This window comes from Xanthomonas sp. JL1 (assembly GCF_038405005.1).
On the sequence record NZ_JBBYGR010000010.1, the window covers coordinates 48,952 to 65,362 of the forward strand.

General features: G+C 62.2%; 13 protein-coding genes and 1 tRNA gene. All 14 read right to left on the reverse strand.

Features of this window, described 5'->3' with window-relative positions:
- Window positions 1-129 precede the first annotated feature (129 nt).
- A complete protein-coding gene (gene pnp, locus WJW29_RS02415; RefSeq protein ID WP_011259733.1) occupies window positions 130-2,244 on the reverse strand; it encodes a polyribonucleotide nucleotidyltransferase in 2,115 nt (704 codons plus the stop codon).
- Between the two features lie 165 nt (window positions 2,245-2,409).
- Complete coding sequence (gene rpsO, locus WJW29_RS02420; RefSeq protein WP_003485583.1) at window positions 2,410-2,670, reverse strand: 30S ribosomal protein S15; 261 nt, start codon at window positions 2,668-2,670, stop codon at window positions 2,410-2,412.
- Between the two features lie 156 nt (window positions 2,671-2,826).
- Window positions 2,827-3,753 (reverse strand): tRNA pseudouridine(55) synthase TruB, encoded by a 927-nt coding sequence (gene truB / locus WJW29_RS02425; protein WP_011259734.1) that lies wholly within the window; start codon window positions 3,751-3,753, stop codon window positions 2,827-2,829.
- A 79-nt stretch (window positions 3,754-3,832) separates the two neighbouring features.
- On the reverse strand, window positions 3,833-4,225 hold the full coding sequence (rbfA, locus tag WJW29_RS02430; RefSeq protein ID WP_011259735.1) for a 30S ribosome-binding factor RbfA: 393 nt from the start codon (window positions 4,223-4,225) through the stop codon (window positions 3,833-3,835).
- 143 nt (window positions 4,226-4,368) lie between these two features.
- Window positions 4,369-7,089: a translation initiation factor IF-2 gene (gene infB, locus WJW29_RS02435; protein ID WP_011409053.1), complete on the reverse strand. Its 2,721-nt coding sequence runs from the start codon at window positions 7,087-7,089 to the stop codon at window positions 4,369-4,371.
- Between the two features lie 95 nt (window positions 7,090-7,184).
- Window positions 7,185-8,696: a transcription termination factor NusA gene (gene nusA, locus WJW29_RS02440; RefSeq protein ID WP_011259737.1), complete on the reverse strand. Its 1,512-nt coding sequence runs from the start codon at window positions 8,694-8,696 to the stop codon at window positions 7,185-7,187.
- Between the two features lie 4 nt (window positions 8,697-8,700).
- A complete protein-coding gene (rimP, locus tag WJW29_RS02445) occupies window positions 8,701-9,291 on the reverse strand; it encodes a ribosome maturation factor RimP (protein WP_011259738.1) in 591 nt (196 codons plus the stop codon).
- Window positions 9,292-9,488: 197 nt separating this feature from the next.
- A tRNA-Met gene (locus tag WJW29_RS02450) sits at window positions 9,489-9,565 on the reverse strand.
- 200 nt (window positions 9,566-9,765) lie between these two features.
- Window positions 9,766-11,226: an NADH-quinone oxidoreductase subunit NuoN gene (gene nuoN, locus WJW29_RS02455; protein ID WP_011409054.1), complete on the reverse strand. Its 1,461-nt coding sequence runs from the start codon at window positions 11,224-11,226 to the stop codon at window positions 9,766-9,768.
- Between the two features lie 36 nt (window positions 11,227-11,262).
- Window positions 11,263-12,765, reverse strand: coding sequence for an NADH-quinone oxidoreductase subunit M (locus tag WJW29_RS02460; protein ID WP_011259740.1), 1,503 nt, complete (start codon window positions 12,763-12,765; stop codon window positions 11,263-11,265).
- A 20-nt stretch (window positions 12,766-12,785) separates the two neighbouring features.
- Window positions 12,786-14,945 carry an NADH-quinone oxidoreductase subunit L gene (gene nuoL / locus WJW29_RS02465; protein WP_011409055.1) on the reverse strand — a complete coding sequence of 720 codons (2,160 nt, stop codon included), beginning with the start codon at window positions 14,943-14,945 and terminating at the stop codon, window positions 12,786-12,788.
- Between the two features lie 7 nt (window positions 14,946-14,952).
- On the reverse strand, window positions 14,953-15,258 hold the full coding sequence (gene nuoK, locus WJW29_RS02470) for an NADH-quinone oxidoreductase subunit NuoK (RefSeq protein WP_005914274.1): 306 nt from the start codon (window positions 15,256-15,258) through the stop codon (window positions 14,953-14,955).
- On the reverse strand, window positions 15,255-15,917 hold the full coding sequence (locus WJW29_RS02475; RefSeq protein ID WP_011409056.1) for an NADH-quinone oxidoreductase subunit J: 663 nt from the start codon (window positions 15,915-15,917) through the stop codon (window positions 15,255-15,257). Before WJW29_RS02475 ends, nuoK begins: the two co-directional genes overlap by 4 nt.
- Before the next feature lie 4 nt (window positions 15,918-15,921).
- On the reverse strand, window positions 15,922-16,410 hold the full coding sequence (gene nuoI / locus WJW29_RS02480; RefSeq protein ID WP_011409057.1) for an NADH-quinone oxidoreductase subunit NuoI: 489 nt from the start codon (window positions 16,408-16,410) through the stop codon (window positions 15,922-15,924).
- Window position 16,411 lies beyond the last annotated feature (1 nt).

A 16,411-nucleotide genomic window follows, 5' to 3' on the forward strand; every position in this document is an offset into this window, starting at 1 on the left:
CACGTACCCTCATCCGCCCCTTTGGTGCCCCTTCTCCCGGAAGGAGAAGGGGTCAAGCACACAACAAAAAAGCAGGCCGAAGCCCGCTTTTCCGTCGTGCATCACACGCGATGCATGAGACAGCAGCGATTACTCGGCCGAAGCCGGAACGCCTTCGCCTTCTTCCACTGCCTTGATCGACAGACGGATGCGGCCCTGCTTGTCCACTTCCAGCACTTTGACGCGGACCAGATCGCCTTCCTTCAACTTGTCGCCGACCTTCTCCACGCGCTCGCTGGAAATCTGCGAGACGTGCACCAGACCGTCCTTGCCCGGCAGGATGGTGACGAACGCGCCGAAGTCCATGATCTTGGCGACCTTGCCTTCATAGATGCGGCCCGGCTCCACGTCCGAGGTGATCTGCTCGATGCGTGACTTCGCAGCCTGCGCGGCAATCGCGTTGACCGAGGCAATGATGATCGTGCCGTCGTCCTGGATGTCGATCTGCGTACCGGTTTCCTTGGTGATCGCCTGGATGGTCGAGCCGCCCTTGCCGATCACTTCACGGATCTTGTCCGGGTGAATCTTGATGGTCAGCAGGCGCGGCGCGTAGTCGCTCAGTTCCTGACGCGGTGTGGTCAGTGCATGCGCCATCTCGCCCAGAATGTGCAGACGACCAGCCTTGGCCTGCTGCAATGCCTGCTTCATGATCTCTTCGGTGATGCCTTCGATCTTGATGTCCATCTGCAGCGCGGACACGCCTTCGGCAGTACCGGCCACCTTGAAGTCCATGTCGCCCAGGTGATCTTCGTCGCCCAGGATGTCGGAAAGCACGACGAAGTCGTTGCCTTCCTTGACCAGGCCCATCGCGATACCGGCAACCGGCGCCTTGATCGGCACACCGGCGTCCATCAGCGCCAGCGAGCTACCGCACACCGATGCCATCGAGGACGAACCGTTGGACTCGGTAATTTCCGAAACCACGCGGATGGTGTACGGGAATTCTTCCAGGCTCGGCATCACGGCAAGCACGCCGCGCTTGGCCAGACGGCCGTGACCGATTTCGCGACGCTTCGGTGCACCGAAACGACCGCACTCGCCTACCGAGTACGGAGGGAAGTTGTAATGGAACAGGAAGTTTTCCTTGTACTCGCCCGAGACTGCGTCGATGACCTGACCGTCGCGTGCGGTGCCGAGCGTGGTGATCACGATCGCCTGCGTCTCGCCGCGGGTGAACAGCGCCGAGCCATGGGTCCGCGGCAGCACGCCGGCCTTGGCGCTGATCGGACGCACGGTATCCAGTGCACGGCCGTCGATACGCACCTTGGTGCTGAGCACCGAGCCACGCATGGTCTGGTATTCCAGCTCGCCGAATTCCTTGGCCAGATCACCGGCAGCCCAGCCTTCGATCGTGGCGCGCGGCGCCAGCGCACCCAGCACGTCCTTCTTGATCGCCGAAATCGCATCGCGGCGCTGCAGCTTGTCGCGCACCTGGAAAGCCGAAGCGAGCTGGTCGCCCACTGCTTCCTTCAGCGCGGCGATCATGCCGTCGTTCTTCGCCGGAGCCACCCAATCGGACGGCTTGGTGCCGGCTTCGACGGCCAGCTCGTTGATGATGTTGATGACTTTCTGCATTTCGCGATGGCCGAACGTCACCGCGCCCAGCATCACTTCTTCCGACAGCAACTCGGCTTCGGACTCGACCATCAGCACCGCATTGGCGGTACCGGCCACGACCAACTCCAGCTGCGAATCCTTCAGATCGGTCACGGTCGGGTTGAGGATGTATTCGCCATTCTTGTAACCGACCTTCGCCGCAGCGATCGGGCCGTTGAACGGAGTGCCGGCCAGCGACAGCGCGGCCGATGCGCCGATCAGCGCGGCGATATCGCCGTCGATGTCAGGGTTCATCGACATCACCGTGGCGATGATCTGCACTTCGTTCTTGTAGTCCTCCGGGAACAGCGGACGGATCGGACGATCGATCAGGCGCGAGATCAACGTTTCCTTCTCGGTCGCACGTCCTTCGCGCTTGAAGAAGCCGCCCGGGATGCGGCCGCCGGCGTAGAACTTCTCCTGATAATCGACCGTCAGGGGAAAGAAGTCCTGCCCTTCGCGCGCGCTCTTGGCGGCGACGGCGGTGACCAGCAGTACGGTGTCGTCGAACTTGACGATGACGGCACCGCCTGCCTGGCGAGCGATTTCGCCCGTCTCAAGGGTGACGGTGTGCTTGCCGTACTGGAAGGTTTTGGTGATTTTTGCCACGGAGGTTTTTCCTTAGGTGTCACTGTCTGCGTTGGACCGTCGTCGACCCATGCCGAAAACGGGCGGCCGGGAGGCTCCGGCCCAAGGTTGCGTGTTGCGAAAACGGAGTGCGATTGACCAAAACAAAACCGCGGCGCATCGATGCGCCGCGGCGGTAGGACTCGATTAGCGGCGCAGGCCGAGCTTCTCGATCAAGGACTTGTAACGCTCGTTGTCCTTCTTCTTCAGGTAGTCGAGCAGGCTGCGGCGACGGTTGACCATCTGCAGCAGACCACGACGGCTGTGGTGATCCTTCTTATGGGTCTTGAAGTGACCGGTCAGCAGTTCGATACGCGCGGTCAGCAGAGCGACCTGCACTTCCGGCGAACCGGTGTCCTGAGCGCTGCGCTTGTTGTCTTCAATAACTTTCTGGGTGTCGACAGACATGATGTGTTCTCGATAGATGCGTGGTCGACAGGAACGTGCGTGACGCACCGCCGGACTCGCCGTTTGCTTGGGATGAGCGCGCTTTGCGCTGAGGTGCCCCGATCAGAGCCGCGAAATTGTACCGTTGGGCGGCCCAGGGAACAAGTTGACAAAATCTTAACATACTGAAATCTCATTCAGTCCATTGAACAATCGCTGTGGCGACAAGCGTCCATCCGCATCCACCAAGCCCAGCCCCGAGGGGCTTCCGTCGGGCCCGAACACGGCCACCTGGCCAGTCGGGAATGCGGCATCGCGCAAGCGCTGCCCCATGCGGAAACGCGCCGCGAGAGCCGCATCGAGCACGATCCGCGCAAAATCGGCCAGGCCGGCCTCGATCGGCAGCAACACCGTCTGCGCCTCGGCGCCGGCTTCCAGCGCTGTCGCCAACCCCTCCAGCGTGATCATTTGCGGAGCACGAAACGGCTCCACCCAGAGTCGACGCAACGACGCGATATGCGCGCCGCAGCCCAGCACCTCGCCGAGATCGCGCGCCAGGCTGCGGATATACGTCCCCGAACCGCAGGTCACGCGCAGCGTCAAACGCGGCGCGCTGTAGCCCAGCACTTCGATCGCCTGCACCTCGACCTCACGTACCGGCGCGTCAATGACCTCGCCACGCCGCGCCTTGGCATACAGCGGCTCACCGCCTTGCTTGAGTGCGGAATAGATCGGCGCCTGCTGCTGGATGCGGCCGATGAAAGCCGCCAGCGCCACCTGCAGATCGGCCTCGCTCACGTCGGGTACCGCACGTTCGCGCAGCGGCTCGCCGTCGGCATCATCGGTATCGGTGGTGACGCCCAGCACGATCTCGGCGTCGTACGCCTTGGCCGACCCGAGCAGCAGTCCGGCGATCTTGGTGGCTTCGCCAAAGCAGAGCGGTAGCAGGCCGGTGGCCAGCGGGTCCAGGCTACCGGTATGGCCACCTTTCTCTGCACGCAATAAGCGGCGCGCGGCCTGCAATGCATTGTTGGAACTGAGCCCGGCCGGCTTGTCCAGCAACAGGATGCCGTGCAACGGGCGGTAAGCGATGCGGGGTTTCAAAAGATCGATGCTCGAATCGGGTGCTGTGCGCGCCCGCGGAAATCAGGGCCGCAGCAGAGGCGGCAGGCCGTAACAGCGCTCAGCGCTGTTCGGCGTCTTCGTCACTGGACGTCGCCCCAGGGCCAACGTCGTCCAGGTCACGCAACAGATTGTCGATGCGTTCGCCGCGATCGACCGAATCGTCGTAATGGAAGTGCAGCTCGGGCACATGGCGCAACTTCATTGCGCGCGCCAACTGCGTGCGCAGCTGCCCGGCGATGTCCTTGAGCCCCTTGACCGCTTCGGCCGAACGCTCCTGCTGCAACGCAGTCACGAAGACCTTGGCGTGCGCCAGGTCGCGGCTGATTTCGACGTCGGAGACGCTGACCGACGGCAGGCCGTGGTCGCGCACGGCCGCGTGCACGATCGTGCCGAGGTCGCGACGCACCTGCGCAGACACGCGGTCGGTGCGATGGAATGATTTGGTTGCCATGGTCGTGGACCTTGTTGATTCGGAGGGCCAGTCGGCACCGAAGCCAAAAACGAATGCGGGCGGTCATGCCGCCCTCGCCTTGCAGAACCTGCATTGGACAACTCCGCAGAGCGGAGTCCGGGGCCCACAGGCCCCGTCCGCCATTACAGCGTACGCGCCACTTCGATACGCTCGAAGCACTCGATCTGGTCGCCGGCCTTGACGTCGTTGTACGCCTTCACGCCGATACCGCACTCGTTACCGTTGCGCACTTCGTCGACGTTTTCCTTGAAACGACGCAGCGATTCCAGCTCGCCTTCGAACACCACGACGCTGTCGCGGAGCACGCGGATCGGCTTGCTGCGCTTCACCACGCCTTCGATGATCATGCAGCCTGCAACCGCGCCGAACTTCGAGCTGCGGAACACGTCGCGCACCTGCGCAATACCCATGATCTCTTCGCGGATTTCCACGCCGAGCAGACCGGATGCCACCTGCTTCACCTGGTCGATCACGTCATAGATGATCGAGAAGTAACGCAGATCGACACCGTTGGACTCGACGATCTTGCGCGCAGACGCATCCGCACGCACGTTGAAGCCGATGATCGTGGCCTTGGAAGCCGCGGCCGAATTCGCATCCGACTCGGTGATGCCGCCCACGCCGGAGTGGATCACGTTGATGCGGATGTCCTCGTTGGACAACGCCACCAGCGACTGCTTGAGTGCTTCCACCGAACCCTGCACGTCGGCCTTGATCACCAGATTCAACACCTGCTGACCTTCACCCTTGCCCATCTGGGCCAGGATGTCTTCCATGCGGTTGGTGGCCGAGGCCACCAGACGCGATTCGCGGCGCTTGGTTTCGCGCTGCTGCGCCACGTCCTTGGCCAAACGCTCGTCGTCGACAACCACGAAGTCATCGCCGGCTTCCGGCACGCCGGACAAGCCGAGCACCTGCACCGGAATCGATGGGCCCGCCGAGCCCGGCTGATGGCCGGTTTCGTCGAACAGCGCACGCACGCGGCCGTACTGAATGCCGCACACCAGGTAGTCGCCACGCTTCAGCGCGCCCTGCTGCACCAGCACCGTCGCCACCGGGCCGCGGCCCTTGTCCAGCGAGGATTCGATGACCGTACCGCTGGCGCGGCCTTCGGCCACCGCCTTGAGTTCCAGCACTTCGGCCTGCAGCGAAATCGCGTCCAGCAGCGTGTCCACGCCGGTACCGACCTTGGCCGACACTTCGATGAACTGGGTATCGCCACCGAAGTCTTCGGCTACCACGTTTTCGGCCAACAGCTCGTTCTTGACCCGCAGCGGATCCGCGCCGGCCTTGTCGATCTTGTTGACCGCCACGATCAAAGGAACGCCTGCCGCCTTGGCATGCGCGACCGCTTCCTTGGTCTGCGGCATCACGCCATCGTCGGCCGCAACCACCAGCACCACGATGTCGGTGATCTTGGCACCACGGGCACGCATCGAGGTAAACGCGGCATGGCCGGGCGTATCCAGGAAGCTGATGACGCCACGATCGGTTTCGACGTGGTACGCACCGATGTGCTGGGTGATGCCGCCGGCTTCGCCCGAGGCGATCTTGGTGCGACGGATGTAATCCAGCAGCGAGGTCTTGCCATGATCGACGTGACCCATGATGGTGACCACCGGCGGACGCGTCGTGGTGTCGCCCTGCGCGTCTTCGGCGTGCGCCAGCAGCGCGTCCTCGAAATCGGCATTGTCGGCACGCACGGCCTTGTGGCCGAGTTCTTCGGTCACCAGCGCGGCGGTGTCGTGATCGATGCTTTGGGTGATGGTCGCCATGACGCCCATCTTGAACAGCGCCTTGACCACGTCGCCGCCCTTGAGCGCGAGCTTCTGCGCCAGGTCTGCAACGGTGATGGTCTCACCGATCGCCACTTCACGCACCACCGGCGCGGTGGGACGCTCGAACCCGTGCGGGCCGCTGTTGGCCTGGTTGCTGCCACGACCGTTGTCGTTGCCACGGCGCGAGGACGACGAACCCGGACGACCGGTCGGCTTGCCACGCACGTTGGAACGACGCGCACGATCGGCCGCGGACAGATGCAACTGCCCGGCGAAGCGCTTGGTCGCATCGTCGTCTTCGACACCGGCCACCATGACGTGCGAACCGCGCGTCTTGTGCTTGGCGGCGTTGTTGCGGTCGTCCGGACGTGCCGGCGTTGACGGACGCGAGGCCGGCGATGCGCCACCCGGACGCGAAGGACGCGGTGCGGAAGACGGCGACGACGGTGCGCGTGCAGCAGGCGCTGCGGCAGACGGTGTCGGCGCAGCAGCCACCGGCGCCGGCGCCGGCGCACTGGCAGCCGCAGCGGCTTCCTCGGCAGCCTTGCGCTCGGCTTCTGCGCGGTCCTTGGCGGCCTGCTCTTCGTCGCGCTTGCGTTGGATTTCCTCGTCGCGCACGCGGTCGCTTTCGGCGAGGCGCTGCTGCTCATCGAGGTTGCGCTGACGCGAAGCGGCGAGCTTGGCCAGGATGTCTGCGCGCTCTTCGTCCGGCGTCATCGGCGTGGCACGGCCACTGCCTTCGTTCTCGGACTTTACGTAGGTACGCTTCTGCCGCACTTCCACGTTGACCGTGGTCTTGGTGCGGCCGGCGCTGACAGTGACCTCCTGCAGCTTGCGCCGATTGAGCGTGATCTTCTTGGCTGCTTCGCTCGCCGCTTCGGCGGGCGTTTCGGCCTTGCCATGCGTGCGACGCAGGAAGCCAAGCAGTTTCATCTTCTCGGTGCTGGTCACGACCTGGTCGGGACCGCTGAACTTCATTCCGGCCTCGGCCAGTTGAACCAGCAGTTTATCGACCGGCGTATTGACCAGTTCGGCAAGCTTGCGGATGGTGGTTTGCTGCGACATTCGGATCCTATGATCTGGTTGGCGCCCCCTCGCCCACAGCAAGGGAAACGCTGATTCTAAGCCCTGATGGGGTCAGGGCGCGGTTCATTGCCGGCTCATTCGCCGCGCTCCAAACGGGCGATCTCCTCGGCGCGGGCCGCCAGGATCAGCGCCGCGGCGCGCTCCTGGGTCAAACCCTCGATGCCGAAGTCGACGATCTCGTCCGCAGCCAGGTCGGACAAGTCCTCGCTGGTGCGCACGCCGTGCTCGGCCAGCGCAACTGCCGTCTCCTCGTCCATCCCCTCCAGCGCCAGCAGGTCCTCGGTGGGCTGAGTTCCTTCCAGGCCTTCTTCTTCTGCCAGCGCGGCGTTGAGCAGCGCATCGCGGGCACGGGCGCGCAATTCTTCGACGATGTCTTCGTCGAAGCCTTCGACCGCCAGCAACTCGCCAACCGGCACGTAGGCGATTTCTTCGACCGTGTTGAAGCCTTCGGACACCAGGATCGCGGAGATTTCTTCGTCCACTTCCAGGCGATCCATGAACAGCTTGCGTGCCGCTGCCTGCTCGGCCTCGGACTTGGCGGCCACCTGATCAGCGGTCATCACGTTGAGCTGCCAGCCGGTCAGGCGGCTGGCCAGACGCACGTTCTGGCCGCCCTTGCCGATCGCCTGCGCCAGGCGGTCTTCTGCCACGGCCAGGTCCATCGAGTGCTTGTCTTCATCGACGATGATCGACTGCACTTCGGCCGGCGCCATCGCGTTGATGACGAAGTTGGCCGGATTCTCGTTCCACAACACGATGTCCACGCGCTCGCCATTGAGCTCGTTGGAGACCGCCTGGACGCGCGAACCACGCATACCGATGCACGCGCCGATCGGATCGGTGCGGGCGTCGTGCGCGATCACGGCGATCTTGGCGCGGTCGCCCGGATCGCGTGCGCAGGCATTGATCTCGACCAGGCCCTGGCCCACTTCCGGCACTTCAAGCTTGAACAGTTCGATCATGAATTCCGGCGCGGCGCGGCTGATGAACAGCTGCGGGCCACGCGGCTCGGAACGCACTTCGGCCAGATAACCGCGGACGCGGTCGCCGGGACGCAACACGTCGCGCGGAATGCCCTTGTCCTTCGGAATGAAGGCTTCGGCATTGCCGCCCAGATCGACAAAGATATTGCCGCGCTCGGCGCGCTTGACCACACCGGTGATCAACTCACCGACGCGATCCTTCCACGCATCGACCACCTGCTGACGCTCGGCTTCGCGCACACGCTGCACGATCACCTGCTTGGCAGCCTGCGCGGCGATACGACCGAAGTCTGGGTTTTCGATCTGTTCTTCGATGTAGTCGCCCACATCCACGCCGTCGGCTTCGTCGATGGCATCCATCAGACGCACCTGGCGGTCCGGGGATTCCATCACCACGTCATCGGCAACCACTTCCCAACGACGGTAGGTTTCGTAGGTACCGTCCTTGTGATCGATGGTGACGCGGGCCAGCACGTCCTGGTCGGGGTAGCGCTTCTTCGCTGCGGAAGCCAGCGCGGCCTCGATCGCATCGAAGATCACTTCGCGCGGCACGCCTTTTTCATTGGCGACCGCATCCACTACCAGCAAAAGTTCCTTACTCATTTCGTCACTCCGCGCGCGGCTTGCCAGCCGCCGACTCGTTGGATGGTTTCTTCTTCTCGTGCCCGGTTTTTTTCGGGCCGGGCTTATTCGGTTTCTGCGGTGCCAGGCCCAACGCGACCCAATCCGGCAGGATGCGCGCCTTGTCGATGTTATCGAAGCCGATCTGCACGTCCTTGCCGTCGATGGCAAACACCACGGCGCCAGCCTCGGCATCGATACGCAGGATTTCGCCCTGGAAGCGGCGCCGACCATCCTGCGCCAGCTTCAAGACAATCTTCGTGGATTCGCCGGCATGGCGCGCGAACTGTTCCAGCGTGAACAGCGGACGATCCACACCCGGCGATGACACTTCCAGGGTGTAGTGGCCGCTGATCGGGTCTTCCACATCGAGCTGGGCCGAGACTTCACGGCTCACGCGCTCGCAATCGTCGACGTTGATGACACGCTCGGGCTGTTCGGCCAGCGGCACATCGATATACAGGCGCAATGTGGCGCCACCTGGAGCGGGGAGATATTCCACGCCCAGCAGTTCCACGCCCAGGGAGTCAACCGTTGGACTCAGCAGATTCGCGATTTCAGTCGCTTTTTCGCTCACAGACTGCCCTAATCAGATGATTGCCAGTAAAACCCCGGCAACCGGCAGCAAACTTTCCGGTTCCGGAAAAAACAAGGGGCCCGATGGGCCCCTTGAGTGAAAAAAGCCCGACCTCTCAGGGTCGGCGTAAGGACGGGAACTTGCGTCCTTACGATCCAAGAAGTTGAATTACTGCTATGAAGCAACAATTCGAAACTTGGTAGCGGGGGCAGGATTTGAACCTGCGACCTTCGGGTTATGAGCCCGACGAGCTGCCAGACTGCTCCACCCCGCAGCAGAAGCGGAATTATGAAGAACTTGAGCAGTAATTACAAGCCCTAGTTTTTCATCTATTGAACCGCGTGGCGGCTGTTCAACGTCGCGACGCATGATACCCGCAATGCAACAAAAACGAAACAGTCAGCGCAGTTTTATTTCAGTGCGATGCCAAATGCAGGATGCGGCACTGCAAAACCTAACGCTGACGCAGCGGTCTTAGGCGAGACCAGCGAACGCGCGCTGGCACCACACCATGATCGGACTCCAGGCCAGACCAAGCGCAAGCAAGGCCAGCGCGTTGACGCCGAGCACGGCGCCCAGCACGCGATCGTTATTGGCCGGCAACGGCTCGCCGACCGGCTCGTCGAAGTACATGACCTTGATGACACGCAGGTAGTAGTACGCACCGATCACCGCGCAGATGACGCCGACCAGGGCCAGCCACAGCATGTCGCCCTTCACCGCCGCGCCCAGCACCGCCAACTTGGTCCAGAAGCCGAGAAACGGTGGGATCCCTGCCAGCGATGCCATGATGCACAACACCAGTCCAGCCATCCACGGATTGCGCGCGTTGAGTCCCTTGAAGTCGTCGATGTTCTCCGCTTCGAACCCATTGCGCGACAGCGCGATGATGGCGCCGAACGACGCGGTGGACATGATGGTGTAGCTGACCGCGTAGAACATTGCAGCCGCATAGCCCTCTTCGCCGCCACCGGCCACGCCCATCAGCAGGAAGCCGATATGCGAGACGGTCGAGTACGCGAGCATGCGCTTGAGGTTGCTCTGCGCAATGGCCATCAGGTTACCGACGACCAACGACACCGCAGACAGGCCGCCGATCAGCAGATGCCACTGCGGCGACAACGGACCCATACCGACTTCCAGCAGGCGATACGCCATCCCGAAGGCCGCAAGCTTGGGCGCCGAGCTGATCAACAACGCAATCGGCGCAGGCGCACCCTGATAGACGTCAGGCAACCACATGTGGAACGGCGCAGCGCCGAGCTTGAAGGCGACGCCGGAGATCATGAAGATGGTGCCGGTGAGCAGCAGCGTGCGCTCGTTGGAGCCTTCGATCGCATCATGGATGCCGGCCAGGCTGAGCGTACCGGTGGCGCCATAGACCAGCGACATGCCGTACAACAGCAGGCCCGATGCCAGCGACCCGAGCACGAAATACTTCATCGCCGCTTCGGTCGCCAGGCCGTTGTCACGGTTGGAAGCGACCAGTGCATAGGAGCACAGCGCCAGCAACTCCAGACCCAGATAGACCATCAACAGGCTACCGGCCGACGCCAGCAACATCATGCCGGCGGTAGCGAACAACACCAACACCGGAATTTCGCCCTGGTAGAGATTGCGTTCGCGCAGGTACGTCCAGCCATAGACCAGACTCAGCCCACTGACCAGCACGATCACGGTCTTCATGACATCGGCCGCGGTGTCGCGAACGAACATGCCGTTGAAGATGTCGCCCTGCCCGCCCGTGCCGGTTGCCAACAACACGAGCACCACGGCAAGAACAGCGACGGAGAACAAGTGGGTCCAGACCTTGTTCCGCTGGCTCACGAACAGATCGAGCATCAGCAGTGCGAAAGCGCCGCCGATCAGCACCAGCTCCGGTACGAGCGGAGCCAGGTCAGCGGTGGTCAACGGCGCGAGCGTTGGCGTGGTCATCATTAAATCCTGGAAATCAAAACGTACGGCAAGCGGTCAGAGCTTGGTCGCGGCAATCTGGGTAGCCAGCTTGGCGATCGACGGCTCCATCAGATCAGTCAGCGGCTTCGGGTACAGGCCCATGGCCAGCACGCCGGCGGCGAACACCCCCAGAACAAATGCTTCGCGGCCATTGATGTCCTTCAGCTCGGCCACGTGGGCGTTGGCTACTTCGCCGAAGAACACACGCTTGTAGAGCCATAGCGTGTACGCAGCGGTGATCACCAAGGTGGTGCCAGCGGCGAAGGCAACCAGCGGGTGCTTCTGGAAGCTGGCCAGGATCACCATGAACTCGCCGACGAAACCACTGGTTCCCGGCAGGCCGGCATTGGCCATGAAGAACAACATGGCGAAGGTGGCAAACCACGGCATCACATTGACCACGCCGCCGTAATCGGCGATGCGACGGGTGTGCATGCGGTCGTAGAGCACGCCAATGCAGGAGAACATCGCACCAGACACAAAACCGTGCGAAATCATCTGCACCATCGCGCCCTGCAGGCCCAGACGAGCAGCATCGGTGCTGCCGTACTCGCGCACCAGGGTGAAGGCGATGAAGGTGCCCAGCGTGACGAAACCCATGTGCGCGATGGACGAATACGCCACCAGCTTCTTCATGTCGTCCTGCACCAATGCCACCAGGCCGACGTAGATCACCGCAATCAGCGACAGCGCGATGACCAACCAGGCGAACTCATGGCTCGCGTCCGGCACGATCGGCAGATTGAAGCGCAGGAAGCCGTAGCCACCGATCTTCAACGCGATCGCGGCCAGGATCACCGAACCAGCCGTCGGTGCCTCGACGTGCGCATCGGGCAGCCAGGTGTGCACCGGAAACATCGGCACCTTGACCGCGAACGCGATCAGGAAGGCGAAGAAGATCCAGGTCTGTTCCTTGGCGCTCAGCTGCAGCGCATACAGGTCGGCCAGTTGGAAGCTACCGCCCTTCAGATACAGATACACCAGGCCCACCAGCATCAGCACCGAGCCGAGGAAGGTGTAGAGGAAGAACTTCATTGCCGCGTAGATGCGCCGCGGGCCGCCCCAGACACCGATGATCAGGAACATCGGGATCAGCATGGCTTCAAAGAAGACGTAGAACAGCATCGCGTCGGTCGCTGCAAAAATACCGACCGTGACGCCTTCCAGGATCAGGAAGGCGGCAACATACTGATTAACACGCTTATCGATCGAGCGCCAGGCGCCGATCAGTGCCAGCACCGTCACCAGCGTGGTCAGCACGATCAACGCAACCGCGATGCCGTCCACGCCCAGGTTGTAGCCGATGTTGTAGGCCGGGATCCAGGCATGCAGTTCGATGAACTGCATGGCGTCATTGGCAGTGTCGTAGCCCAGCAGCGGCAGACTCAGCGCAAAGGTCGCCACCGCCACCGCCAGCGATGCCCAGCGGGCAGTCTCGGCGTTGCGCAACGCAAGGATCAGGGCGCCACCGATAATCGGCAGCCAGATCAAGATAGACAGTAAAGGCCAGTTCGACACGTTTTCTTATTCCGTACAGGTCAACGCCAGAAATGCATCAGTACCGCCAACAAGGCAATCAAACCGATGATCATTGCGAAGGCGTAGTGATAGAGGAAACCGGATTGCGTGCGACGCAGCAGATTTGCAGCCAGGTCGATCAGTCGGGCAGAACCATTGACGACCACACCGTCGACCACATGGGTATCGACTGCACGTGACGCCTTGCCAAGGACGACGCCACCACCGGCGAAGCCATTGATCCACAGCTTGTCGAAGCCGTACTTGTTTTCCAGCAACCACACTATCGGCGCGAACGCCTGGCGCGATTTGGCGGCCAGTTCCGGCTCCCACAGGTAGAACAACGCCGCCAGCAGCAGGCCGGCCACGGTCAGGAAGAACGGTGCTGCGGTCATGCCATGCAGGGCGAAGGCGAGCGGGCCATGGAACTCTTCGGCCAGTGCACCCACGGTGTCGCGCGCGGGATCGTAGAAATCGGCGATGCCGGTGAAGAACGAAATTGCCTGGCCCTTCATCGCGTGCGCTGCATGGTGCCCCTGCCAATCGGTGCCGAACAACATCGGGCCGATGGTGAAGAAACCGATCGCCACCGACGGAATCGCCAGCAGGATCAACGGCAGCGTCACCACCCATTTGGACTCATGCGGCTCGTGCGCACCGTGGTGGCCGTGTCCATGATCGTCGTGACCATGCGTGTCGTGGGCATGCGCATCGTGTGCGTGGAGCTGCGCTTCGGCATCGGTATGGGCGCTGTCGTGATGCGCATGCGCGTCGTGCGCATGGGCGTCGCGGAAGCGCTCCTTGCCGTGGAAGGTCAGGAACAACAGGCGGAAGCTGTAGAAACTGGTCACCAGCACGCCGCCGAGCACTGCCCAATAGCCGTAGGTCGCGACCCAGCTATGCGACTCATGCGCGTGGTGCGCAGCCGCTTCAATGATGGTGTCCTTCGAGTAGAACCCGGAGAAGAACGGCGTACCGACCAGGGCCAAGGTACCGATCACGCTGGTCCAGTAAGTTACCTTCATGTACTTGCGCAGGCCGCCCATCTTGCGCATGTCCTGCTCGTGGTGCATGCCGATGATGACCGAGCCGGCGGCCAGGAACAGCAGCGCCTTGAAGAAGGCGTGCGTCATCAGATGGAACACGGCCGCCGAATAGGCCGACACGCCCAACGCCACGGTCATGTAGCCAAGCTGCGACAGCGTCGAGTACGCCACCACCCGCTTGATGTCGTTCTGCACGATGCCGATCAGGCCGGTGAAGAAGGCCGTGGTGGCACCAATGAACAGGATGAAGTTCAGTGCGGTTTCCGACAGTTCGAACAGCGGCGACATGCGCGCCACCATGAAGATGCCCGCGGTGACCATCGTTGCGGCGTGGATCAGCGCCGAGATCGGGGTCGGGCCTTCCATCGAGTCCGGCAGCCACACATGCAGCGGCACCTGCGCCGATTTGCCCATCGCACCGATGAACAGGCAGATGCAGATCAGCGTCATCACACTCCATTCGTGACCCGCGAACAGCTGCACCTTGGCACCTGCCATGGTGGTCGCGTTGGCAAACACGGTGGAGTAATCCAGCGAGCCGAACCACAACAGCACGCCGGCAATACCCAGAATGAAGCCGAAGTCGCCGACGCGATTGACTAGGAACGCCTTCATGTTGGCGAACACGGCGGTCGGGCGCTTGAACCAGAAACCGATCAGCAGGTACGACACCAAACCCACCGCTTCCCAGCCGAAGAACAGCTGCAGGAAGTTGTTGCTCATCACCAGCGTGAGCATGGAGAAGGTGAACAACGAGATGTAGCTAAAGAAACGCTGGTAGCCCGGATCTTCTTCCATGTAGCCGATGGTGTAGATGTGCACCAGCAGCGACACGAAGGTCACCACCACCATCATCATCGCGGTCAGGCGGTCGACCATGAAGCCGACATGCGCCGAGTAATTACCGACGTCGAAGAACGTGTAGAGGTTTTGATTGAACGGGCTGGCGCCCTGCCCCACCAGCTGATACAGCATCAGGCACGACAACACGCAGCTGACCGCCACACCGAGGATGGTGACGTACTGCGCGCCCTTGCGCCCTACCTGGCGCCCGAACAGGCCGGCGATGATGCTGCCGACCAACGGTGCAAGCACCACTGCGATCAACAGACTCTTGGAGAGAGTGATTTCCATCTACAGGTCAGCCCTTCAACGTATCGACTTCGGCCACATTGATCGTGCGGCGTGTGCGGAACAGAGTCACCAGGATCGCAAGGCCGATTGCAGCCTCCGCAGCGGCAACCGTCAGAATGAAGAACACGAACAACTGACCGGCGGTATCGCCGAGCTCGCGCGAGAACGCGATGAAGTTGACGTTGACCGACAGCAGCATCAACTCGATCGACATCAGCAACACGATGACGTTCTTGCGGTTGAGGAAGATGCCGGCCAGGGAGATGCAGAACAGCACCGCGCCCAGTCCCAACAGGTGGCCCAAGGTAATCAAGACTTCGCCTCCTGTCCGTCGGCCGCGTCGCCCTGCGGCGCAACCTGTACCGGCTTTTCAACCGCCATTTTGACCATGCGCAGACGGTCGCCCGCTTTCACCCGTGACTGCTCGCCGGCGTTCTGCAACTTGATGCCGGTGCGCTTGCGCAAGGTCAGCATCACCGCAGCAACCACCGCCACGGTCAGGATCACCGCAGCAAACTCGAACGGCAGCAGGAACTCGGTGTACAGGCTCTTGGCCAACCAGGTCAGGTTGGAGCTGTCCGCGGCTTGCGCTGCAGCGTTGTCCGCCGGGAACGGCGTGGCGCTACGTGCCTTGACGCCGATCAAGGTGACCATCTGCGCCAACATGGCAACCGCCATGATGACGCCCAGCGGCATGTACTTGACCCACCCCTCGCGAAGGCGGCTGGTGTCGATGTCCAGCATCATCACCACGAACAGGAACAGCACCATCACTGCGCCGACGTAGACCAGCACCAGCGTCACACCGAGGAATTCGGCGCCAACCAGCAACCAGATGCATGCCATCGAGAAGAACGTGAGGATCAGGCACAACACGGCGTACACCGGGTTGCGCACGCTGATCACCGCACCGGCGGACACGACCGCGACGGCGGAGAAGGCGTAGAAAGCAAGAGTGACCCAGTCCATCATGACCTCAACGGAAGGCGGCATCGGCAGCGCGACGCTCGGCGATCTCGGTTTCTAACCGGTCTCCGATCGCCAGCAGCTGCGGCTTGTTGATAATGTTTTCGCCACGCTTCTCGAAGTGGTACTCGAGGATGTGCGTTTCGACGATCGAGTCCACCGGGCAGCTTTCTTCGCAGAAGCCGCAGAAGATGCACTTGAACAGATCGATGTCGTAGCGCGTGGTACGGCGGGTGCCGTCTTCGCGCTTGGCCGAGTCGATGGTGATCGCCAGCGCCGGGCACACCGCTTCGCACAGCTTGCAGGCGATGCAACGCTCTTCACCATTGGGATAGCGACGCAGCGCGTGCAGGCCACGGAAGCGTGGCGACTGCGGGAACTTCTCCATCGGATACAGCACGGTGTACTTGGGCTTGAACGTGTATTTCAACGTCAGCCACAAGCCGCCGAGCAGTTCGAGCAGCAGCAGGCTCTTAAAGTAGTGGGTGATCTTGTTCATC

Coding starts and splice junctions, on each gene's coding strand:
- rpsO (WP_003485583.1), bottom strand. CDS start 2,670: ATGTCTGTCGACACCCAGAAAGTTATTGAAGACAACAAGCGCAGCGCT.
- nuoL (WP_011409055.1), bottom strand. CDS start 14,945: ATGGAAATCACTCTCTCCAAGAGTCTGTTGATCGCAGTGGTGCTTGCA.
- nusA (WP_011259737.1), bottom strand. CDS start 8,696: ATGAGTAAGGAACTTTTGCTGGTAGTGGATGCGGTCGCCAATGAAAAA.
- WJW29_RS02475 (WP_011409056.1), bottom strand. CDS start 15,917: ATGATGGACTGGGTCACTCTTGCTTTCTACGCCTTCTCCGCCGTCGCG.
- rbfA (WP_011259735.1), bottom strand. CDS start 4,225: ATGGCAACCAAATCATTCCATCGCACCGACCGCGTGTCTGCGCAGGTG.
- nuoI (WP_011409057.1), bottom strand. CDS start 16,410: ATGAACAAGATCACCCACTACTTTAAGAGCCTGCTGCTGCTCGAACTG.
- infB (WP_011409053.1), bottom strand. CDS start 7,089: ATGTCGCAGCAAACCACCATCCGCAAGCTTGCCGAACTGGTCAATACG.
- nuoN (WP_011409054.1), bottom strand. CDS start 11,226: ATGACCACGCCAACGCTCGCGCCGTTGACCACCGCTGACCTGGCTCCG.